25 protein-coding genes and 4 pseudogenes are annotated in these 21,174 nt (G+C 45.2%); 20 read left to right on the forward strand and 9 right to left on the reverse strand.

All coding sequences use genetic code 11. The annotated features are described in order from the left end of the window. Nucleotides 1–711 precede the first annotated feature (711 nt). Together mgtE and R1Y93_RS05170 are read left to right on the forward strand one after the other, a co-directional pair. Entirely contained in the window at nt 712–2,157 is a 1,446-nt protein-coding gene (gene mgtE, locus R1Y93_RS05165; protein ID WP_500821945.1) for a magnesium transporter, read from the forward strand. 148 nt (nt 2,158–2,305) lie between these two features. Further along, nucleotides 2,306–3,798: pseudogene (locus tag R1Y93_RS05170) on the forward strand (C69 family dipeptidase). A 124-nt stretch (nt 3,799–3,922) separates the two neighbouring features. On the opposite strand, the gene R1Y93_RS05175 reads toward R1Y93_RS05170, so the two are convergent. The 7 genes from R1Y93_RS05175 to R1Y93_RS05205 all read right to left on the reverse strand — a co-directional run bounded on the left by R1Y93_RS05175 (nt 3,923) and on the right by R1Y93_RS05205 (nt 7,520). Beyond that, on the reverse strand, nt 3,923–4,123 hold the full coding sequence (locus tag R1Y93_RS05175) for a hypothetical protein (protein WP_500821918.1): 201 nt from the start codon (nt 4,121–4,123) through the stop codon (nt 3,923–3,925). Nucleotides 4,124–4,167: 44 nt separating this feature from the next. Continuing rightward, a complete protein-coding gene (locus tag R1Y93_RS05180) occupies nt 4,168–4,866 on the reverse strand; it encodes a hypothetical protein (RefSeq protein ID WP_500821920.1) in 699 nt (232 codons plus the stop codon). Then, nucleotides 4,814–5,506 carry a transglutaminase-like domain-containing protein gene (locus tag R1Y93_RS05185; protein WP_500821921.1) on the reverse strand — a complete coding sequence of 231 codons (693 nt, stop codon included), beginning with the start codon at nt 5,504–5,506 and terminating at the stop codon, nt 4,814–4,816. Before R1Y93_RS05185 ends, R1Y93_RS05180 begins: the two co-directional genes overlap by 53 nt. 153 nt (nt 5,507–5,659) lie before the next feature. Then, nucleotides 5,660–5,854 (reverse strand): hypothetical protein, encoded by a 195-nt coding sequence (locus R1Y93_RS05190; protein WP_500821922.1) that lies wholly within the window; start codon nt 5,852–5,854, stop codon nt 5,660–5,662. A 168-nt stretch (nt 5,855–6,022) separates the two neighbouring features. After that, nucleotides 6,023–6,151, reverse strand: coding sequence for a hypothetical protein (locus tag R1Y93_RS05195; RefSeq protein ID WP_500821924.1), 129 nt, complete (start codon nt 6,149–6,151; stop codon nt 6,023–6,025). A 32-nt stretch (nt 6,152–6,183) separates the two neighbouring features. Continuing rightward, entirely contained in the window at nt 6,184–6,756 is a 573-nt protein-coding gene (locus R1Y93_RS05200) for a transglutaminase-like domain-containing protein (protein WP_500821925.1), read from the reverse strand. Nucleotides 6,757–6,767: 11 nt separating this feature from the next. Next, entirely contained in the window at nt 6,768–7,520 is a 753-nt protein-coding gene (locus R1Y93_RS05205) for a copper homeostasis protein CutC (protein WP_500821927.1), read from the reverse strand. A 269-nt stretch (nt 7,521–7,789) separates the two neighbouring features. Between R1Y93_RS05205 and R1Y93_RS05210 the strand changes: the two genes are divergently transcribed. The 8 genes and pseudogenes from R1Y93_RS05210 (at nt 7,790) to R1Y93_RS05245 (ending at nt 13,394) form a co-directional block, all read left to right on the forward strand. After that, the gene (locus R1Y93_RS05210) at nt 7,790–8,389 is read left to right on the forward strand and encodes an extracellular solute-binding protein (protein WP_500821928.1); all 600 of its coding nucleotides are present in this window, start codon (nt 7,790–7,792) and stop codon (nt 8,387–8,389) included. 319 nt (nt 8,390–8,708) lie between these two features. Then, on the forward strand, nt 8,709–9,059 hold the full coding sequence (locus tag R1Y93_RS05215) for an extracellular solute-binding protein (RefSeq protein ID WP_500821946.1): 351 nt from the start codon (nt 8,709–8,711) through the stop codon (nt 9,057–9,059). A 341-nt stretch (nt 9,060–9,400) separates the two neighbouring features. Further along, on the forward strand, nt 9,401–9,544 hold the full coding sequence (locus R1Y93_RS05220; protein ID WP_500821930.1) for a hypothetical protein: 144 nt from the start codon (nt 9,401–9,403) through the stop codon (nt 9,542–9,544). Between the two features lie 157 nt (nt 9,545–9,701). Then, the gene (locus R1Y93_RS05225) at nt 9,702–9,824 is read left to right on the forward strand and encodes a hypothetical protein (protein ID WP_500821931.1); all 123 of its coding nucleotides are present in this window, start codon (nt 9,702–9,704) and stop codon (nt 9,822–9,824) included. 27 nt (nt 9,825–9,851) lie between these two features. Beyond that, nucleotides 9,852–10,538 carry an ABC transporter permease subunit gene (locus tag R1Y93_RS05230; protein WP_500821933.1) on the forward strand — a complete coding sequence of 229 codons (687 nt, stop codon included), beginning with the start codon at nt 9,852–9,854 and terminating at the stop codon, nt 10,536–10,538. Beyond that, nucleotides 10,538–11,415, forward strand: a pseudogene (locus tag R1Y93_RS05235) (sugar ABC transporter permease). Before R1Y93_RS05230 ends, R1Y93_RS05235 begins: the two are co-directional and overlap by 1 nt. Before the next feature lie 83 nt (nt 11,416–11,498). Next, nucleotides 11,499–12,350 (forward strand): glycogen debranching enzyme N-terminal domain-containing protein, encoded by an 852-nt coding sequence (locus R1Y93_RS05240; RefSeq protein ID WP_500821935.1) that lies wholly within the window; start codon nt 11,499–11,501, stop codon nt 12,348–12,350. Continuing rightward, nucleotides 12,274–13,394 (forward strand): annotated as a pseudogene (locus tag R1Y93_RS05245) (amylo-alpha-1,6-glucosidase). Before R1Y93_RS05240 ends, R1Y93_RS05245 begins: the two are co-directional and overlap by 77 nt. 80 nt (nt 13,395–13,474) lie before the next feature. Here the strand turns inward: R1Y93_RS05245 and R1Y93_RS05250 are convergent. Next, on the reverse strand, nt 13,475–13,696 hold the full coding sequence (locus R1Y93_RS05250; RefSeq protein ID WP_500821936.1) for a hypothetical protein: 222 nt from the start codon (nt 13,694–13,696) through the stop codon (nt 13,475–13,477). 132 nt (nt 13,697–13,828) lie between these two features. Between R1Y93_RS05250 and R1Y93_RS05255 the strand changes: the two genes are divergently transcribed. The 10 genes and pseudogenes from R1Y93_RS05255 to R1Y93_RS05300 all read left to right on the forward strand — a co-directional run bounded on the left by R1Y93_RS05255 (nt 13,829) and on the right by R1Y93_RS05300 (nt 20,823). Further along, the gene (locus R1Y93_RS05255; protein ID WP_500821937.1) at nt 13,829–14,734 is read left to right on the forward strand and encodes a 2-hydroxyacyl-CoA dehydratase subunit D; all 906 of its coding nucleotides are present in this window, start codon (nt 13,829–13,831) and stop codon (nt 14,732–14,734) included. 14 nt (nt 14,735–14,748) lie between these two features. Then, nucleotides 14,749–16,429 (forward strand): annotated as a pseudogene (locus R1Y93_RS05260) (acyl-CoA dehydratase activase). A 72-nt stretch (nt 16,430–16,501) separates the two neighbouring features. Then, a complete protein-coding gene (locus R1Y93_RS05265) occupies nt 16,502–17,716 on the forward strand; it encodes a glycosyltransferase family protein (protein ID WP_500821938.1) in 1,215 nt (404 codons plus the stop codon). Beyond that, nucleotides 17,710–18,402 (forward strand): glycosyltransferase family 2 protein, encoded by a 693-nt coding sequence (locus R1Y93_RS05270; RefSeq protein ID WP_500821947.1) that lies wholly within the window; start codon nt 17,710–17,712, stop codon nt 18,400–18,402. The genes R1Y93_RS05265 and R1Y93_RS05270 overlap by 7 nt, the downstream gene beginning before the upstream one ends. 14 nt (nt 18,403–18,416) lie before the next feature. Then, nucleotides 18,417–18,836: a DUF2304 domain-containing protein gene (locus tag R1Y93_RS05275; RefSeq protein ID WP_500821939.1), complete on the forward strand. Its 420-nt coding sequence runs from the start codon at nt 18,417–18,419 to the stop codon at nt 18,834–18,836. Between the two features lie 270 nt (nt 18,837–19,106). After that, on the forward strand, nt 19,107–19,280 hold the full coding sequence (locus R1Y93_RS05280) for a hypothetical protein (protein ID WP_173727103.1): 174 nt from the start codon (nt 19,107–19,109) through the stop codon (nt 19,278–19,280). Then, complete coding sequence (locus R1Y93_RS05285) at nt 19,267–19,443, forward strand: type II toxin-antitoxin system PemK/MazF family toxin (protein ID WP_500821940.1); 177 nt, start codon at nt 19,267–19,269, stop codon at nt 19,441–19,443. The genes R1Y93_RS05280 and R1Y93_RS05285 overlap by 14 nt, the downstream gene beginning before the upstream one ends. A gap of 208 nt (nt 19,444–19,651) precedes the next feature. Then, a complete protein-coding gene (locus R1Y93_RS05290; protein ID WP_500821941.1) occupies nt 19,652–19,999 on the forward strand; it encodes a hypothetical protein in 348 nt (115 codons plus the stop codon). 67 nt (nt 20,000–20,066) lie between these two features. Beyond that, the gene (locus R1Y93_RS05295) at nt 20,067–20,363 is read left to right on the forward strand and encodes a glycosyltransferase family A protein (RefSeq protein WP_500821942.1); all 297 of its coding nucleotides are present in this window, start codon (nt 20,067–20,069) and stop codon (nt 20,361–20,363) included. A gap of 235 nt (nt 20,364–20,598) precedes the next feature. Continuing rightward, nucleotides 20,599–20,823: a hypothetical protein gene (locus R1Y93_RS05300; protein WP_500821943.1), complete on the forward strand. Its 225-nt coding sequence runs from the start codon at nt 20,599–20,601 to the stop codon at nt 20,821–20,823. A gap of 93 nt (nt 20,824–20,916) precedes the next feature. Here the strand turns inward: R1Y93_RS05300 and R1Y93_RS05305 are convergent. Beyond that, nucleotides 20,917–21,174 (reverse strand): hypothetical protein (locus R1Y93_RS05305; RefSeq protein WP_500821944.1); only part of this gene is annotated, 258 nt, incomplete at its 5' end.

Genomic DNA, 21,174 nt, shown 5'->3' on the forward strand with positions numbered 1-21,174 from the left:
CTATTTGGGAAACAAAGGGAACCATAGGCTATTAGCTTTTCTCCGTCAAATACTCCCAGGATGGTATTGGGATAGATAAGATAATCCCTGTTTTCTTCACGGCTGGTGGAAACAAAAAAGGCGGGTATCTTCCATAGTCTGGCAGATATGCTCCTGCAGCTTCATGATCTTATCCAGATCTTCTGGGTGCATTTACGGATCGCTGGCTCAAAATCTGTACTATTTATCATAAAAACCTCCGAAAAATTGTATCTATTGTGTAATTAGTTTCAATAGTAAAAGTATAATGTAATAAAACAAGAAAATCTATATAAAAACAAGTTTTAGTCATTGATTTTTTTGAAAAAAGCGTATAGAATGTCTTGTGTAATGGAATGATATTAATGATGTGGATTTTTTACATATAATGTCAGACATTCTTATTTCAGAAAAAAGGCAGGTGAACAGAGTGGGCAGTTGTGATTCTCATGGGCGATAGTAGTAGCATAGGATGGGAAAATTTGATACCCTTGAAGCAGCACTGTTCTTCTGTTCTGTTTTAATTCTATCAATTCTTTTTTTCTTATCCCATGAATCCCTGAAGATAAATTATATCCGATGTGAGATGACACACATTTCGCAGCAAGAATGCCGAGAGGTATTCTTGAACGTCAGCATTTTCAGAAGCGGAAGACAGATCTGCTTTATTTTGGTGTCCATTTACAGCAGAAAATGGCTAAGGAAGGGGATGCCCTGCCCCTTTGCCGGAAATGGAGGAAAGAGGATGGAAAAAAGAACGCAGATTATACCGGAGAGATCCTGAAAGTTATCAGAAGCAATACATCCCCTGCTGTTATGTGCAGCAGGCTGGAAGATTATCATGCAAATGACCTGGCAGAAGTTATGCCGGAACTGACCGTACAGGAAAGATGCAAGCTGTACCGTATCCTGGATATGGATATGCTGTCAGATATTTTTGAGTATACAGATTCAGATAATGCGGCAGAATACCTGAAGGAAATAGACGTGAAGAAAGGGGCTGCGATCCTTTCAAGGATGGAGACAGATGCCCTTGTGGAAGTGCTGCACAAGATCGATAAGGCGAAAAAACGTCTTCTTCTGGATTTGATGGATGATGAAGTACGTCATGATATTGAAGTGATCGCCTCTTTTGATGATGATGAGATCGGAAGCAAGATGACCACCAACTGTATCATTATCCGTGAGAATCTGACTGTGAAGCAGGCAATGAGCAGCCTGGTAGAGCAGGCGGCCAAGAACGACAATATCTCTACATTGTTTGTGGTAACAGAGCAGCAGAAGTTTTACGGAGCCATTGACCTGAAGGATCTGATCATTGCCAGGCAGGACCGGGCACTTGAGGATCTGGTGGTTACTTCTTACCCATATGTGTATGCGGAAGAGGATATTGATGATTGTATCGAAAAACTGAAGGATTATTCCGAGGATTCTGTTCCTGTGCTGGATAATGACAACCGGCTTCTGGGTGTGATCACATCTGCCAATATCATTGATCTGGTAGATGATGAGATGGGTGAAGATTACGCCATGTTCGCCGGCTTGACTGCAGAGGAGGATCTGAAGGAGCCGCTTAAGGAAAGTATGAAGAAACGTATGCCTTGGCTGATCGTTCTTCTGGGCCTGGGTATGGTAGTATCTTCTGTGGTTGGAGCATTTGAGCATGTAGTTACCCAGCTGCCTATCATTATGGCATTTCAGTCACTGATCCTGGACATGGCCGGTAATGTTGGTACCCAGTCATTGGCTGTTACCATCCGCGTACTGATGGATGAGTCTCTGACTGGCAAGCAGAAGGTGGAACTGGTATTTAAAGAGATGAAGATCGGTTTATGTAACGGCGGTCTTCTTGGTATATTGTCCTTTGCTGTGATCGGGCTTTATATTTACCTCTTTAAAGGGAAAACCCTGCTGTTTTCCTATGCAGTTTCCGGATGTATCGGCGTGGCTTTGCTGTTGGCAATGTTGATCTCCAGTGCAGTAGGTACATGTATTCCGCTGTTCTTCAAGAAGATCAATATTGACCCTGCAGTTGCATCAGGACCGCTTATCACTACGGTGAACGACCTTGTGGCTGTTGTTACTTATTATGGACTTGGCTGGATTTTCCTGATCCAGGTACTGCACCTGGCAGGATAAGGAGAATGCCTCATGCAGGCAGATGTTCAGAAATTTGTAGAAGAATGTGGATTTATTTTGGAAACTCATGCAAGAATGTGGATATCCTCTGTATCTTTGTGCAAAAATGTGGATACACTTTCAGTTCTAAGGAAAAGGAGAAATTATAATGGGTTGTACGACTATATTAGTTGGGAAAAAAGCATCTTATGCCAGGATCCACTATGATCGCCAGGAATGACGATTCAGGCTCCGGACATTTTACACCAAAGAAATTTGTGGTGATCCATCCAGAGGATCAGCCTGTGAAATACAGATCAGAGCTTTCTCATGTAGAAGTGGAGCTGCCATCTGATCCTATGAGGTATACAGCTATGCCAAACGCAGTAAAAGGAGTGGGGATCTGGGCTGCAAGCGGCGTGAATGAAGCTGGCGTAGGCATGACAGCTACAGAAACGATCACCTCCAATCCTCGTGTTCTTGGTGCAGATCCGCTGGTGACCTATCAGCCGGCAGGTGAGGATACACCTGAAATCCCGGGAGGGCTGGGAGAAGAAGACTTGGTTTATATTGTACTTCCTTATATTCGCAGCGCCAGAGAAGGGGTGAAGCGTCTGGGGAGTCTTTTGGAAGAAGTATGGCACCTACGAGATGAACGGGATCGCATTCCAGGATCAGGATGAGATCTGGTGGCTGGAGACTATTGGCGGCCATCACTGGATCGCTCGCCGTGTGCCGGATGACGTGTATGTAGTTATGCCGAATCAGCTGGGTCTGGATCGGTTTGATCTTGAGGATGCTCTTTCCACTGAGAAGGAATATATGTGTTCTTCTGATATGCGGGAATTTTATTAATGAGAATCATCTGGATCTGTCCTGGGACGGAGTGCTGAATCCAAGAGATGCCTTTGGCAGCCATGATGACGCAGACCATGTTTACAATACGCCAAGAGCCTGGATCATGGAGCGTTATCTGAATCCTCATACATATAAATGGGATGGAGCAGATGCGGACTATACACCTGCATCGGATGACATTCCCTGGTGCCTGGTTCCTGAGAAAAAAGTGACAGTAGAGGATGTGAAGTATGTACTTTCCTCTCATTTTCAGGGAACACCATATGACCCATACGGTGCTTATGGAGATCCGTCCATGAAGGGAGCTTACCGTTCTATTGGCATTAATCGAAATGATTTCCTGTCTGTGATCCAGATGCGCCCGGGCATGGAGAAATCCCATAATACGCTGGAATGGGTGGCTTTTGCTTCCAGCTGCATCCGGAACGTACTTGTGCCATTTTACGCAGATATCGAAGAAACACCGGAATACCTTTCCAATACCACAGGGCAGGTTTCCACAGATAACTTCTACTGGGTCCAGCCGTCTGATCGCAGCTATGGCAGATGCTTCCTGACAAAAAATCAGTATTCCATATTGAGCGTTATCAGGAAAAGGTAATGGCCAAAGGTCATGAACTGATCTGCAGATATGACCGTCTGCTTGCAAAAGAAACAGATACGAAGAGACAGATGGAGCTTAAGAAAGAGGGAAATGAGCAGATCGCAGATATGTTAAAGCGAGAGACAGCAGATACCCTGGATAAGGTGTTGTTTGAACTGAGCAGTCAGATGCGGAATTCCTATTCAAGATCAGATGCTTAAAGAGTGAGCACCTAAAAGGATAAAAATACGAAACACATATGTAAACACATACGTAAATACATACTGCCTCATTGATTTGTATAAAATGTCAATGTGGCGGTCTGATGTTGTTAATTGCCCTGATCTATTGTTTTGCGGTACTTATCTCTTTTTCTTCTGGAATTTCAAGCATATCCATTGTTTGCTCGATAGTCCAGTTCGTGTTTTTCATTAATTTTTTGATGTTTTCTATTTCTTTGATTTCCATGCCATCGTCCATTAGCATCTGTCCCAGTCTGGTCATTCGCATTACCTCCCTGATCTCATCCAAATCTGACTTATCCAAAAACTTATCTGCCAGTGCATATAGTATAGCTCTTGTTTTTTCTGCTATAAGTTCAGTACTCGGTTTTGTAAGGATGTAGACTTTTCCTCCTTCTGTATGATTATTTTAACAGAAAGAGTTTGGAATTGCCAGTACTGATGATTATGAGGATATGCTTTATAATTATAGCTTTTAAAAACTACAACCTGAAAATCTTCAACAGCATGTCTGCCATGCCTACAGAATATCCTGCGGATGCAAAACATCCGGTAGAGTGTTCCGTCTGTGATCACCATCAGAGGCAGTTTGTCAGAATCTGTGTACATCTTTCTGGCAGTCATTTCCTTTTCTTTTCCGAAAGGAGCAAAATAAACTCCAGCCTTAGGGAAGGCCTGCAAACATTGATTAAACACAGATTCCCTGGCAGCTTCTTTGTTCTCCAGAATAAATATCAGCTGGCTCTGGATAGCTGAAAAATCATCTTTCATTTCTATAAGTTCATTTAAAATATGCTGGGTCGGCTCTTTGCCAGGATCTAACCAGAACAGGATCTTTCGCGGACCATCTGTGATCCGGGAAATAGTATCCGTATTGCCGGCCTGATCCCTTAAAGTGAAATCCGGGATCGGATGAGAGCTCATCATCTGATCCGGATGGATATTTCTGTGACGAAGGGCAATCCTGTGAGTTTCCCCTTTCGCTACATGAAAATCATAGCGGCTGGCGAAAATAGTACCGGAAGGCAGCCGGTTGGAAGTGATCACCCGATAATAGCCCGGCTCTCACATCCAGTGTGATACCTGTCTTCTGCCAGGGAATATCCTCCAGCTGGAAGAAAAGATAGCCGTTCTTGTCAGCCTTTGCAATGGCCCAGTTCCTGGAATAGGTCCAGTCATACTGCTCTTCACCGGTAATAACAAGACGGGCATCCTTCCTGCGGCTTTCATGAATCTGTACAAAACCTTTGTTTTCCCAGTATTCCATGGCTCCGTCCTCAGGATTCAGCCTTGCAGGGATTCCAAGGGTACGGGCAATTGCTACAAAAAGAATGGCACGGGATCGGCTTCCTGCAATTTTCAGACGCAGGGCAGCAGCCGGGGTTGTATAAACGGTTCTTCTTTCTTGTTGGTCATTTTCCTGAATGTTCTCTTCAATCCACTGCCAGATCAGGAAAGGCTTGCTGCGGAACTGATCCTGCTGTTCCTGTGAAAAATAGCCCAGAATGCTTCTACGCCATTTGGTCAGGATCTCATCATCGATCCTGGGATTCCAGATATATTGAAGGAAGAAATCTCTGGGGAACATTTCGCCGTATACAGAGGCCTCTCTGTAGTGCTCGTCCAGGATCTCAGGATAAACATCCTTCTGGTCTTTTTCGGAAAGAACAGACATCAGTTCTTCCATTACCTTCAGCTCGTGGCCAAAAAGACAGTTGCGCCATAAAGGCTGGAACTTGGCTGCTTTATGTCTGCATTTGGCAGACTCGGCAGCAACCCGGTCATTATTTCGACTTTTCCAGGTCTGCAGGAAATGGTTTCAGAATTTCCTACCGTGTCATCAGGCAGCCACATCGAAGTCTTCCCACTCGTCTTCAAGAAATCCTTCTCCCAGCATGCACTCAAAATGGTCATCCTCTCTGGTATTGATCAGGCATTCACCATAGGCTTCTCCGTAAACGGCACAGATGTGCAGACTGCCAAGGCCTGTAACAAAAGAAACACAGCCGCTGGCATCGGTTCTAAGTCGTGGCAAAACCAGGGGTAAACTGGGAATAATTCAGGATCCTCAGCACGGACCTCCGCATCTGGGACAGAGCATCCGTCCAGATCTGTTACATGGATGGTGATCCGTTTGGTGTGGGGCCTGCCTGGAAGCTGGTTCAGCATCAGATTCACATCATCCATACCGATCACGTCCTGGTTACTCCGGTCGGTGTTCTGTCGAAACCAGCGGGAACGGATCATCATGGCTCTTGAAGCTGCATTGGTAAACCAACCCCAGATCCAGGTCAGCCTCCGGCTCACCAGGCACCAAGATAATGCCAGTCACCGTCACACCATACCTCCACCCAGGCATGGTTGTCATCGCAGTGGGACCATCTGGGCACATACACCTGCTCTGGCAGGAATCCCTGCACTTCGCAGTACATTTACTGCAAATACAGACTCTTCCCCACATCTGCCAAAACCATGACGGTAAACATCCAGTGCAGAGCTGGTGCGGCAGTCTGTGGACTGGTACATAGCTTCCTGGCAGCACCAGTGGTTGATCTCAAGGATGGCCTCTTTCATGGAAAGCCCCTGGATCCGTTTCTTGATCTTTTCCCAGAAAAGGGTACGGCAAGGCTTGATCTCTTCCTCGTTGACCCTGTGAAAAAGAACATAATTCAGATACAGTTCTTCAGAAAGCTGGGATCTGTAAGGAGAGTTTTTCCAAAGGTAAATCCCCTGCCAGGCAAAATCCAGAAAGGTATCAAAAGAATAATTGCCTGCGTCACTATAGGGCATACATACATAAAGGTATTTCAGCGCAAGAACCACATCCGGATTCAGTGCGTCCATTCTTTTGCTTATGTGAACTGCAACACCCGGCAGCTTCTGGCAAAAGGTTTCAAACTGTTTTTCAATTCTGGAACGGTTATTTTCAAGAAACATGATAAGCCTCCTTATGATGAGCCAGGATCTCTTTTGCCTGACGAATCTGAGATGCACTGGTATCGCAGGATCTGAAATTCGTCCAGGGATGCAGCACCCATGGAAATATTATTTTTGCGGTAAGTCATAGGACTTTGAAGAAGGGCCTTGCCGGACATGTGCCAGGCACGGGCACCGGTGTAAGTCAAAAGATCTTTTAAAGTCTGTGGATTGATCCCGCCTCCTGCCATGATGCGGATACGACCATCTTCATGGCTGACCAGCTGGCGAAGCAGTTCTTTGCCAAGGCAACAGTTATTCTGTTGGCCAGAGGTCAGGATAGTATGGATGCCAAGCTCTTTTGCCTGTTCCATAGCAGCAAAAGGATCCGCACAAAGATCGAAGGCCCGGTGCAAGGTAACAGACATATCCCAGGCTGATTGGATCAGCTGTCTCATACGTGCCAGGTCCAGAGTTCCGTCCGGATGCAGCACACCGATCACAATTCCCTGGGCGCCAAGCTTGCGAAACATTTCGATTTCCTTTAGCATGATATGAAATTCATGCTCAGTATAACAGAAGTCCCCATATCTGGGACGGATCAGTATGTGGACAGGAAGCTCCACAGCCGCCTGTACTTCCTGAAAAAGACAGGGACTGGGGGAGGTTCCGCCAATCACCAGATCACCACAAAGCTCCAGCCTGGATGCACCACCCTCCTGGGCTGCCAGGGCAGATTCTGTGGAATCCACACATACTTCAAGTATATTGCTTTCCATTTCCATAAGAAAAATCCTCTTGAGAAATTCTTTCAATAAATATAAATAAAATTACTATTTAAACATAAATAAAATTGCTATTTTGTATTTTAACATTGGAGATAACTGGTGTAAACATGGATAATTGCATAAAATCCAATTCTAAAAACTTAAAATATTTATATGATTCTTGGATTTTTCATATATTCATACAAAGTTCCTTCTTGTTATAATAACACCATCAAAGGAAGCAATCCAGACATGGATATGTAAGATAATAAGGAGGATATTTTAGTATGAAGAAAAAAGTTGTATCAGTTATGCTGACTGCTGCTATGACAGTAGGAATGATGACAGCAGGAAGCCTGAATATGGTAGCTGCAGAAGAAGCAAGTTCTGACGAGGAAGCGATCACAGCCACCCTTACTGTATGGGGACCTTCAGAGGATCAGGCAGAGGAGAGCGGACAGTGGCTTCAGACAATGTGCGATCAGTTCAATGAAGCTCATCCGAATTGGGATCTGACTTTTGAGTATGGCGTTTGCCCAGAAGGCGAAGCAAAAGCTACTGTAACACAGGACGTTGAAGGCGCTGCAGATGTTTACATGTTTGCAAACGACAACCTGCCGGATCTGGTTTCTTCTAACGCAATTTCCAGACTTGGTGGTGACACAGAGACAGCTATTAAAGAAACAAACTCACAGGAGATCGTTGATTCTGTATCCATTGACGGTGCAGTATATGGTGTTCCTTTCACAACAAATACATGGTTTATGTACTATGATAAATCCGTATTCAGCGATGACGATGTTAAGAACCTTGATACAATGCTTGAAAAAGGAAAGGTTTCCTTCGAGAGCTTACAGATTCCTGGTACATTGCTTCCTTCTATGTAGCAAACGGATGTACACTGTTTGGTGAGGACGGAACAGATGAAGCAGCTGGTGTTGACTTCTCCGGCGATAAAGGAACACAGGTTACAGATTACCTGGTAGACCTTGTTGCTAATCCAAACTTCACAAACGATGCTGACGGAATCCGGACTTTCCGGATCTTTCGTGACGGTTCTATCAATGCAAAGCTTCTTCTCAGGATCCTGGGATGCAGCAGCAGTGAAAGAAGCACTTGGCGATAACTTTGGCGTAACATCTCCTTCCAACCGTTACTATCAACGGAGAAGAGAAACAGCTGAAATCCTTTGCAGGATCCAAAGCAATCGGTGTAAACCCGAACTGCGAATACCCACAGGTTGCTGTAGCTCTTGCAAGCTACCTTGGAAGCGCAGATGCACAGAAAGCTCACTATGAGATGAGAAGTGTGATTCCTTGCAACACAGAGCTTCTTGCAGACGAGGCAATCAGCAGCGACGCTCTTGTAACAGCACAGAATGATACATTCAACACAACATCTATTATTCAGCCATTCGTAACAGCTATGAATAACTACTGGACACCGGCAGAGAACTTTGGTAAATCCCTTGTAAACGGAGAAGTTACTCATGACAATGCTGCTGAAATGACAGAGAATTTCAACACAAGCATGAACACCTCCGCAGTTGAAGAATAATTAAACTTATAAACTGAAATGACCTGAGGGCATTGCCACATAGATATTGAGGCAATGCCCTTAGTGATGAAAAAGAAGAGGGAAGAGTATGGCGATCAGAAAAAAGAAAAGCAAAAGAATTTGATGAGCCTTACAAGGTAGAGTAAGGCCATTACCAAAGGAAATGCAGCCACAGAGCTTTCCATGATCCTTATGGGATTTGGGAACATTGCTCATAAGCAGGTGATCAAGGGTCTGCTGTTCCTTGCCATGGGAAGCAGCATATATCTGGTTGATGGTGACAAGCGGTATCACAAATCTGGAAACACTTCATTACACTGGGCGGAAATGCACAGGAGGAAGTGTGGAATGAAGCTAAAGGAATCTACGAATATACAGCAGGAGATATGACGATCCTGTTTCTCCTTTTTTACGGCGTTGCTGACCGTGTTTTTGACAGGCCTGTTCATCGTAATCTGGCGGGCAAATATGAAGAGCGCCTATGAGGCAGAGTGCCGCACAAAAGAAGGCAAACATGTGAACAGCTTCCGCGAGGATCTGAAAAGACTGCTCTGATCAGAAGCTGCAACTGGACACTTCTCTACACCGCCTATCACAGGTATTCTTGTATTTACTATCCTGCCTTTGGTATTTATGATCTGTATGGCTTTTACCAGCTACAGTAAGGTAGGCGACCATCTGACCCTGTTTAACTGGGTAGGCCTGAAGAATTTTGCTACTGTGCTTGGCATGGGGAACACCATTGGCAAGACCTTCTGGTCATAAGTACTCGGATGGACCCTGGTATGGGCTGTGTTTGCAACATTCCTGAACTATATCCTTGGAATGCTGCTGGCGATCATCATCAACAAGAAGAACTACAAGGATCAAAGGCTCCTGGAGATTCTGCTTCATGCTTTCCGCAGCAGTTCCACAGTTTGTATCCTTACTTCTTATGAGAAGTATGTTAAGAGAGAGTGGACTGATCATATGTTATGCTGCAGAACGCAGGGATCATCAACAGCCCGCTGGCCGTTTTTGTCTGACCCTACATGGGCAGGGGTAACAGTTATCGTGGTCAACCTGTGGATCGGTATTCCATTTACCATGATGCAGGTAACCGGTATCCTTCAGAATATTCCAAATGACCTGTATGAGGCTGCAAAAGTGGATGGGGCCAATTCTGTTACCATCTTCTTTAAGATCACCCTTCCATACATGCTGTTTGTTACAACACCATACCTTATTACAACCTTTACTGGAAATATCAACAACTTTAACGTGATCTTCCTCCTGACTAAGGGCGAGCCGGTTCCGGTAGGCTATACAGCAGGTAAGACCGATCTTCTGGTAACATGGCTGTACAAGCTGACCGTTGATCAGCAGTATTTCAATGTGGGTGCAGTTGTAGGTATCCTTACATTCGTGATCCTGGCTATCGTATCACTGGTTACATACAGAAACAGCGGTTCTTACAAGAATGAGGAGGGATTCCAATAATGAAAGAAAAAAAGACAGGTTCTATGCGGAGAAAAGGAATCATTTCCGATACGATCGTACATGTATTGCTGGCTGTCTTGGCAGTGATCTGGGTTATCCCGATCCTGTGGATCGTACTGCTTAGCTTCAGTTCCCAGAAGGGATCCTATGTTACCACATTTTTCCCGAAAGGATATACCCTTCAAAACTATGTGCGGCTGTTCACGGATACACAGAACCTTGACTTCCCACAGATGTTTAAAAATACATTTATTATTGCCTGCTTTGTATGCCTGATTTCCACTTTCTTTGTACTTTCCATGGCATACTGTACTTCAAGACTTCGTTTCAAAATGCGTAAACCATATATGAATGTGGCAATGATCCTGAAATTATTCCCTGCATTCATGTCCATGGTTGCCGTATATTATATCCTGAAAGTCCTGAACCTGACAGACGGCGCTATGATCCGTGTGGCACTGATCCTGGTATACAGTGGTGGCGCAGGTATAGAATTTCTGATCGCAAAGGGATTCTTTGATACCATTCCCAAGGCACTGGATGAGGCAGCATACCTTGATGGCGCTACCAGATTCCAGGTGTTCACAAAAGTAACCATACCATTAAGTAAACCGATTATTGTATATACAGTCCTTACATCTTTCCTGAATCCATGGCTGGATTTCATCTTTGCAAAAGGTAATCTGCTCGTGCAAATGCCAAGTGCTATACGGTCATCTGCGTTGGTTTGTGGAAGATGCTTGAGAAAGAGTATATTGATAAATGGTACACCAGCTTTGCAGCAGGTGCAGTATGCATCTCCATTCCGATCGCGATCCTGTTTGTATTTATGCAAAGATACTATTCGGATGGACTTTCCGGTGCTGTTAAAGGCTGATCTGATGAGGTAAGCTATGAAAGTAAGTCTGTGCAGGTTTCACTGGCAGGATTTAAGAAGAGGCCAGGAAACGATGTTTTCTTTTGACCAATGGGATGGGTGGTTATTCTTCCCTGACTGTGATCGGAGATACAGCAAGGAATGACCATGCACTGTTTATGGCAGCAGAGAAGGCGCCTAATAAGCGGGCACGTCTGATCTCCAATGTAGAGGAATATCTGGAGATCCAGGGAAAAAACACCCGCTTCTTTCTAGGAACACGTAAACCGGACAAAGAATCAGGAGGGCTTCCGTTATCTGGAAGCCTCTCGAGATGGAGATGTTTGCACCTGGTATTATCAGGTGGGAGACGTATCTGTAAAAAAGGAGCTGTTTATGCTTCAGGGGAAGATACCATTGCCCTCAGGTATCAGCTTTCTCAGAAAACAGCAAAAGAAGTGATCCTTCATGTGTCTCCGCTTCTGGCCTTTGTTCCAAAAGGTAGAAAAAATCCTGCAAAAGACCAGGTATTTACAGTAGAAGAGAGTTATATTGCAGGGAATGGCCTGGTGCTTCATCAGAAGCACAATGGCACCCTTGTAAAAAAAGAAATTGCATTTTCTCAGGATCTGTACTATGATCAGGATGCCAGAGACGGTCGTGATTCAGTAGGGACAGCCCTGCAGAGAAATCATGAGATCTGTTTTAAGATGGACGATTATTCCAGGGAGTTTTATCTGATCTACAGTCTGGACCGGAGAGTGGATGAATGCGATGCAAATACTATTTCCGGATGGATCCGGCACGCAGAAGAGGACAGACAGGGGCTGATTCGGCACAGTGGCCTGAAAAGTACTGCAGGGCAGACGCTTGCAGCAAGTGCTTTTCAGTACCTGGCACACAGAGAGTCCACAGGCAACGGCAAAGACGATCCTGGCAGGTTTCCCAGATTTTGAGGACTGGGGAAGAGATACCACGATCGCACTTCCCGGGTGCACACTGGCACTTGGACTGTATGAGGAGTGCAAAAGCATCCTGAAAACCTTTATGATGTATTGCAGGAAGGGGCTGATGCCCAACCTGTTTCCTGAAGGTGATAAGGATCCCTTTTATAATACAGTAGATGCACCGCTTTTATTTATCAATGGTGTGTATGAATATTATAAAGCCACCAATGATGAGGAATTTCTTAGAAGCCTATCCTGTGATGGCAGATATCGTATACTGGTATTGCAGAGGCACAGACTATCATATCCATATGGACTGGGACTGCCTGGTTATGGCTGGTGAGGGCAAAGAGCAGCTGACCTGGATGGATGTGCGGATCAATGATGAGCTTCCTACGCCTCGCCATGGCAAGGCGGTAGAGATCAATGCATACTGGTATAATGCACTGAAGATCCTGGAGGAACTGTCACCGCTTGTAGGCCAGGAGGCCAGGGATTATCAGAAGCTGGCCAGCACAGTAAAGAAAAGCTTTCTGGAGAACTTCTGGATGGAAGACAAGGGCTGGCTGAAGGATGTGGTAGATGGCAGCAGAGGAAGAACAGTTCCGCTGCAATCAGGTATTTGCCCTGTCCATGCCTTATACCATGCTTTCTAAAGAGCAAGGCAGACGACTGCTTGCGGCTGTACGGGAAAGACTGTATACGCCGGTTGGACTTCGTACCTTGGATCCGGAGATCCCGGCATTCCATCCGGTATATGGAGGCAGTCAGCCGGAGAGGGACAGAGCCTACCATCAGGGAACGGTGTGGACCTTTCCCATTAGGAGCGTATTACAGGGCTGTGCTTGCCTGTGCAGAAGACCAGGGAATCGGCGAAAAGAAGAAGATGCCGGGCAGGATCTGAATCTTTTGGAAGGATGGCTTACAGAAGGCTGCCTGTTTCATCTGGCAGAGATTTATGACGGGGAGCGGCCAGTGGCATCCAGAGGCTGTTGCGCACAGGCCTGGAGCGTTGGCGAGATTGTGAGAGTTTATAAATTAATAGAAGAATAAATGCCGAAGGGGACTATTTACCAAAATAGTCCTCTTTTTGGCGACAAGATTAATTATTGGAGACTAGATTAAGATGCAGATTATTGAGACATACGGAAAATATATAGAGAAATTTGGAAACGAAGATCCTGCAAAGGCCAGATGGCTTTTGAAAACCGGATGGTCTGCCCAGAATCTGAAATTTCGTTTTGCACCGGATAAAAGGCTGATCCCTGCACACAGATATCTGGCTCATCTGATGATGAACACCATGCTGGCACCCTTAAAAAGACCGGAAATTGTTCGGTGGTCAGCATTTTCACACCCTGTGAGCTGCTTCATGAGGCGGGACTTAGCCCATACAATGTGGAAGCTTTTTCCTGTTACCTTACAGCCTCCGCAGCAGAGCGCGCCTGCCTTCAGCAGGCAGAGGATCAGGGGATTTCCGAGACCCTTTGCAGCTATCACAAAACCTTTATCGGGGCAGCGGACCGGGGATCCTTCCCAGACCGAAGTGTATCGTCTATACCAATCTGGTCTGTGATGCAAACCTTCTTACCTTCCGTTATCTGGCAGATCTGTATCAGGTTCCGGTCTTTGCCATTGATGTGCCCTTTGGGCAGAGTCATGATAATGTAAAGTATGTGGCAGAACAATTGGAGGAGCTGGCTGTTTTCCTGGAAAAGTGTACAGGCCATCCCATTGATGAAGACAGCCTGAAGGAGCGGCTTTGCATAAGCAGGCGCACTCTGGAAAACATATCCAGATTTCAGTCTCTTAGAAAAGACAGGTGTATTCCTACGGATCTGGTGACTCCCCTGTATGAAGGCATGACCAACAACATTCTTCTTGGGACAAAAGAGGAAGAGAAATATACCGCCCGGCTGTTAAAGGATGTTTCACAGGCAAGCCCTGCAAAAGGAAAGAAGATCTACTGGATGCATACCATTCCTTTCTGGTCTGATGCAGTAAAAAAAGAATTGATGTTTCAGGAAAAAGCCCAGATCGTAGGCTGTGAGCTTGCACATACCTTTGATCTTGATGAATACGATTTTGATCCCAGGAAGCCTTATGAAGCAATGGCGGCAAGGATGGTTTACCATGCACTGAACGGAAGTGCTTCCCGCAGGATCGAAAATGGGATCAAAAATGCGAAAAAAGCGGGAGCAGATGGCGCTGTATGGTTTGGACACTGGGGCTGCAAGCACACGCTGGGCGCGTCCAGGATCGCAAAAAAGAAGTTTGAGGAGCAGGGAATCCCGTTATTGATCCTGGATGGTGACGGCTGTGACAGAAGCCATGGAGGCGAAGGCCAGACAGCAACCAGACTTGGGGCTTTTCTGGAAATGCTTCAGGCATAATAAGTGAGGACATGATGAATAATAATAAAACATATTATGTATGCAAATATACGCCAATAGAACTGCTGACTGCAATGGGGGCCAGCTGCGAAAATCTGAATGGAATGCCGGGGGATTTTGAACTTGCAGAACAGATGGTCCATCCCAATATCTGCGGCTTTGGGAAAGCTGTGCTGGAAGCGGTCATGGAAGGACAGGTGAAGGAGCTGGTTCTTGTGAACTGCTGCGATACCATCCGCAGCGTTTATGATGTGCTGGAAGATATGGGAAAGCTGGATTTCCTTTATATGGTAGATATGCTGCATGGGGAAGGCTGCTGCAGCCGGGAGAGGACTGCTCTTCAGCTGAAAGGCCTGGCAAAGGCATATGCAGAATATAAAGGACAGGATTATCAGCAGCTGTTTTGCAGGGAAGCATTTGCAAAGGCATTTGTACCGCCGGTGAAAGAAAAAGGAGCCCATTTAAGTGTTATGGGTGCCAGGATGGGCAAGGAACTGTATGAAATGGTGCAGAAATCCATGCCTTATCCGGTAGAGAACGATTCCTGTGTAAATAATCGTTCTGTAGGAGAGGCAAAGCCGCCGGCAGAGGCGGATTTTGATAAGCTGATGGACTGGTATGCAGGAGAGCTTCTGGGGCAGATGCCATGTATGCGTATGATGGACCATACAGGCCGGAAACAGCTGTACCAGGATCCAGGTTTGAAAGGGATCATATACCATACAGTAAAATTCTGTGATTTTTACAGCTTTGAATATGCAGAACTAAAGCAGCATGCAGCAGTGCCGTTGTTGAAGATCGAGTCGGATTACACCATACAGAGCAGCGGACAGCTTCTTACCAGACTGGAGGCATTTGCAGAAAGCCTGGCGCAGGATGAAACAGAAAGGACAGGAACGAAAAATGGGAAAAGGTTATTTTGCAGGCATTGACAGCGGATCCACCAGCACAGATGTGGTGATCCTGGATAAAAACAGACAAATCGTAACTGGGATCATCCTGCCTACCGGTGCAGGGGCTGCCATTGGCGCAGAACGTGCCCTGGAGGAGGCCCTGAAGGATGCAGGGCTTACAAGAGAAGATATTGATGCCCTGGTTACTACCGGATATGGGCGGACAGCCATCCAGGATGGGGATAAAAGTATTACAGAGATCACCTGCCATGCAAGAGGAGCCCATTATCTGGATCCTGCTGTGCGTACTGTGGTGGATATCGGAGGACAGGACAGCAAGGTGATCCGACTGGATGAGCAGGGAAATGTAGTGAATTTTGTTATGAATGATAAATGCGCTGCCGGAACCGGCCGTTTTCTTGAGATGATGGCCAGAACTATGGAGATGAGCCTGGACCAGCTTGGAAATTGCGGCATCCAATATAAAGAAGACATTACTATTTCCAGTATGTGTACGGTTTTTGCCGAATCCGAGGTGGTTTCCCTGATCGCCCAGAATAAAGAAACAGATGATATTGTCCATGGCCTTAATAAGGCGGTGGCTGCCAAGACAGCAGCCCTTGTAAAGCGGGTAGGCGGAGAAGAAAAATATATGATGACCGGCGGTGTTTCCAGGAATCAGGGTCTTGTAAAAACCCTGGAAGAACGGCTGGGCACAAAGCTTGTGATCAGCGAACAGGCACAGCTTTGCGGTGCACTTGGAGCCGCACTTTTTGCTGCTGATATGGTGGAGCAGGCCTGAAAGGCGAAAAGCATTGCACTAAAGAGCCGGATTGGGTATAATGTGACCTATAAAGTGTTAAGGAGTAGCATTATGGGGATTTGGGCTTCCATTAAGAACAAGCTGAGAAGGATTGTTCCGGTGCCGAGGACTTACCTGGATAAGAAGCTTGGCGATATGGAAAAAGAAAATAAACGTCAGAGCAAGGTGATCGGAGATCTTCAGAAAGCATCTCTTGCCCAGACAAAAGCGATTGAAGAGCTGAAGGCCTTTATTGAGCAGGAGTTCAGACGCAGGGATGACTGGCCGGCGCGTAATGCCCAGCTTCACACAGAAGCTGCAGGCAGGCCGTTGTGGGTGATCAAGTGTCCGGCACCGGAAGGACCGGTAAAGGTACGCTGGGGAGATTACGCATATGCAGTGACTCTGAAGCGCTATCTGGACAGACTTGGCGTGTACACAGTGGTAGACACCAGGGAGGACTGGGGCTGCGAGGAAGACGCAGATGTGGTGCTGGTGCTCCGCGGCTGTCATTTCTACAGACCTGACAGACGGAATGCCAGATGTTTGTACATTATGTGGAATATCAGCCATCCGGAGATGATCACTCCGGAGGAATATGAATTATATGACGTAGTATGTGTAAGCTCTAATTACTATGCCAAATGTCTGCAGGAAAAGGTAAAAGTGCCGGTACTGCCTCTCCTTCAGTGTACAGATACAGAATTGTTTTATCCGGCGGAGGAGTCCGGAGATGACCAGAGCGCAGTACAGGCTAAGGGAGACTATATTTTTATAGGCAATTCCAGAGGTGTTGCCAGACGATGCGTGATCTGGTCTGCCCAGAACCAGCTTCCTCTTAAGATCTGGGGCAGCGGCTGGAAGGCTATGCTGGGACAGAATAAGGGCATGGTTCAGGATACCTCCATTGAGAACAGTCAGATCCCGGATCTGTACCGCAGTGCAAAGGCTACCTTGAATGACCATTGGAAGGATATGCTGGATTATCAGTTTGTAAACAACCGTATTTTTGATGCGTTGGCCTGCGGATTGCCTGTGATCTCAGATTCTTGTGAAGAACTGAAGGAGATCTTTCCGGACGCAGTTCTTTACTATAATAATAAAGAAGAGTTTGATGATTGCATCATGCAGCTGGAGATACATTATGATGAGATCAAAGAGAAGGTGGCGAAGCAGTGGCCTCTGATCCGGGAGCAGTATTCCTTTGAGGCAAGAGCCAGGGAGCTTCTTAAGATCGAAGAAAAATACAGACATACGAAGACAGCTAAGCAGCAAGGAGAATTATGAAAATACTCATTATCATTCCTGCCTACAATGAGGCTGGATGTATAGAAACAGTGGTGGACAATCTGATCCAGAATTATCCCCAGTATGATTATGTGGTGATCAATGACGGCTCCACCGACGATACACGTAAGATCTGTGCCCGAAGAGGCTATAATTTTATGGATCTTCCGGTTAATACCGGGCTTTCCGGAGCAGTGAAAAGCGGCATGCGCTATGCCAATTATTACGGCTATGACTATGTATTGCAGCTGGACGGAGACGGACAGCATGATCCCGCATATATTGCAGATATGATCGATGAGATGGAGCGGACCGGCTGTGATATCGTGATCGGCTCCAGATTCAAGACAGAGCGTAAGCCTATCAACTCACGTATGATCGGCAGCCAGATCATTACAACAGCCATCTGGCTGACCACAGGCGGCAAGTATATCGGGGATGTGACCTCCGGCATGCGCCTGTTCAACAAGAAGATGATCAAGCATTTCGGTTATAATATGCATTACAGCCCGGAGCCGGATACCCTGGCATACCTGTTGAACTGTGGAGTTGATATTCGTGAGGTGCAGGTACACATGTCTGAACGTATTGCAGGAGTCAGCTACCTGAATTTCAAAAATTCCGTGTGGTATATGATGAAAATGCTTTTCTCTATCCTGCTGTTCCAGTGGGTACGGAAAAGGTGAAAGGAGAGTAGACCATGACCATTACATTAAGGGCGCTGCTGGTAGTAGCAGCATTGATCACAGTGATCTGGATCCTGCGGCAGATCCGGAAGTTCAAGGTCAAAATGGAAGATGCCATTTTCTGGATCTTTTTTGCAGCGGTATTGCTTATCCTTGCCATTTTTCCGGAAATCTGCTTTGAATTGAGCAAGCATCTTGGCTTTATGTCACCCTCTAACCTGGTGTTTGTGATCATCATCTTCCTTCTGGTGGAAAAGATCTTTACCTTATCACTTATCGTGTCCCAGCTGGAGGAGAAGATCTCTATCCTGTCCGCCGAAGTGGCGCTTCGCTCCAAGGCAGCCAACCGCCGCCTGAATGACGATGAGGAGATCACCCGTGAGCTGGAAGAACGTGAGGGAGAGATAGAGGGGGAATCAGGAAAGCCATCCTGAGAAAGAAAAGCAGAAATAATTATATGGAATCGAATCGCTGTGAGATGGCCTGCCAAGACTATAGCATGGCGATTTTTTGTTTTTAATTCCGTTGGATCTTAGACCAATATAAACAAACGGTGTAACTTATTTTTGAAATTTTGGTAAGTAGAATAACTGATAGAAAATGATTGTTACGGATAAAATTATGTGATACACTACTTTATATGCCTTGCTTTGATAAGGAAATGGAAATTTATCAATTGTCACATTGATAGGAAAGGAGCATTCATGAAAATGGTAAAAGAGATAAATGATTTCAAGCGTTTTATTGAATTAAATAGAGACAGACTATATGCAAGTGCTGAGAAGGCAGATGATATAGCGTTAGATGATGAGTGGATGCAAGAAGATCAGTGGGATGAGATTTATAAACAAGGAGAGAAAAAAGATGGGAAAATATAATTTGGGTGAAGTATGGTGGACTCAGTTCCCATTTCAGGAGATAAAAGTATCAAAGCGCAGGCCAGCGATTGTCATTGATAAAAATACCATTGCTGTTCTTGCCATGATGGTTACGAGTAAAGCTAAGAAAAATCCGTACAGTATTAGAATTGATGATTGGTAAGAAGCTGGATTGACAAGAGAATCATGGGCAAGAATTGACAGGATCATTCAAATGGATGAATGGCGAATGGAAAAGAAAATCGGTGATTTGTCTGAAAGTGACCTATTGAGAATAACGCAGTTGGTTACAGAACATTTGTCAGAAAAATATCATGAATTTTCTCTATTGGCTATTACAAATCCGACGGGTAAGTATTTGCAGGTTTATGATGAGAGATGGAAATGCTGGTTATTTCCATATTACCGAACAGAAGAATCCAAACAAGGAAAATATAGATAAGCATGCAAGTGATTTGGTTAAAATGCAAGTTACAACATCATACGTTACCAGTGCTCTCCATTGTAAATATTCTGAAAGTGATCAAGTGTATAAGCAATATAAACATATACTGTACAGTCTTGCATTGAATGATGTACCAGAATGCATGAAAGGTGATATTTTTGAACTGGACGGTAAGAAATATGCTTGGAAATCTATTGAAAAATTAGAAGCAGATAGTAATGTGATGGATAAAAATGATGACATTGTTGCTTTTGTGAAGACAAAATGCAAATAGGTGGAGAAATCAAGACAAAAGGCAGGTTAGAGGCTTATGATCAGTCATACATTTGCAGTATGTGCATATGGGCAATCCCCTATATCTTGAGAAAAGCATCCGGTCTGTAGTACAGCAGTCGGTAAAGTCCAGGGTGATCGTATGTACATCCACACCCAGTGACTACATTCGTGATCTGGCAGAGAAATATCACCTGCCATATTACGTGAGAGAAGGCACCAGCAGCCTGCAGGATGACTGGAATTATGCCTATGACCAGGCTGAGACAGAATACGTGACCATTACCCATCAGGATGATATTTATCATCGGGATTATCTGAAATATATGGATCAGTATCTGGGAAAGCATCCGCGGATACGCTGATCGCCATGACGGATTACCGCATTATTAACCAGCACCAGCAGGTTCGGTGGGATGTAAGTCTTCTGATCAAGCAGATCATGAAGCTGCCCCTACGGATTTCGTGTCTGGCAGATAAGCGCTGGGTCAAGCTAGGAGTGCAGTCACTGGGAAACGGGATCTGCTGTCCGTCTGTATGCTATCATAAGGCCATACTTGGGAAAAGTATTTTCCAGTCTGGCTATCATTACGCACTGGATTGGGATGTGTTTGTCCAGATCGCCAGGAAAAGGGAAGATTTACCTATATTCCTAAAGAATTGTTCTACTATAGGATACACGATGGCGCCACTACAAAGGCCTGCCTGAAGAATCAGGAAAAGACCAGGGAAGAACTGGAGATGTTCGGGAAGTTCTGGCCGGCACCGGTGGTGAAGCTTTTGATGCGGTTCTATAAGATCGGATATAAGAGTTATGAAAAGTAACGAATAAAAAAGAAAACCTTCAAATTACTGAAAGTGATAAATGATTCACACAGTGATTTGAAGGTTTTTGTTCGCTCAATGTTTCTTAATATTTTAGTATCTGTTCAGGAAAAAACAGATCTTCAGGGCAAGTCGACCGCCAGCTGTTGGACGAAGATGAGGTCTATAAGTAAGACGCTTCCACCAGATGATAAGTCCTTTTTGGTCTGTCCCGAATAATTTCAGGATTTTTTGATTCTCTTCTGATACAGAAGAAGCATATTCCTGATAAAAACGGGAGATAACATAATGGGTTTCAGACATGGAACTTCCCAGGATATCATGAGAAATCCAGTTTCTGATCAAAGATCT

The sequence above is a fragment of the Blautia sp. HA3515 genome (assembly GCF_059933065.1).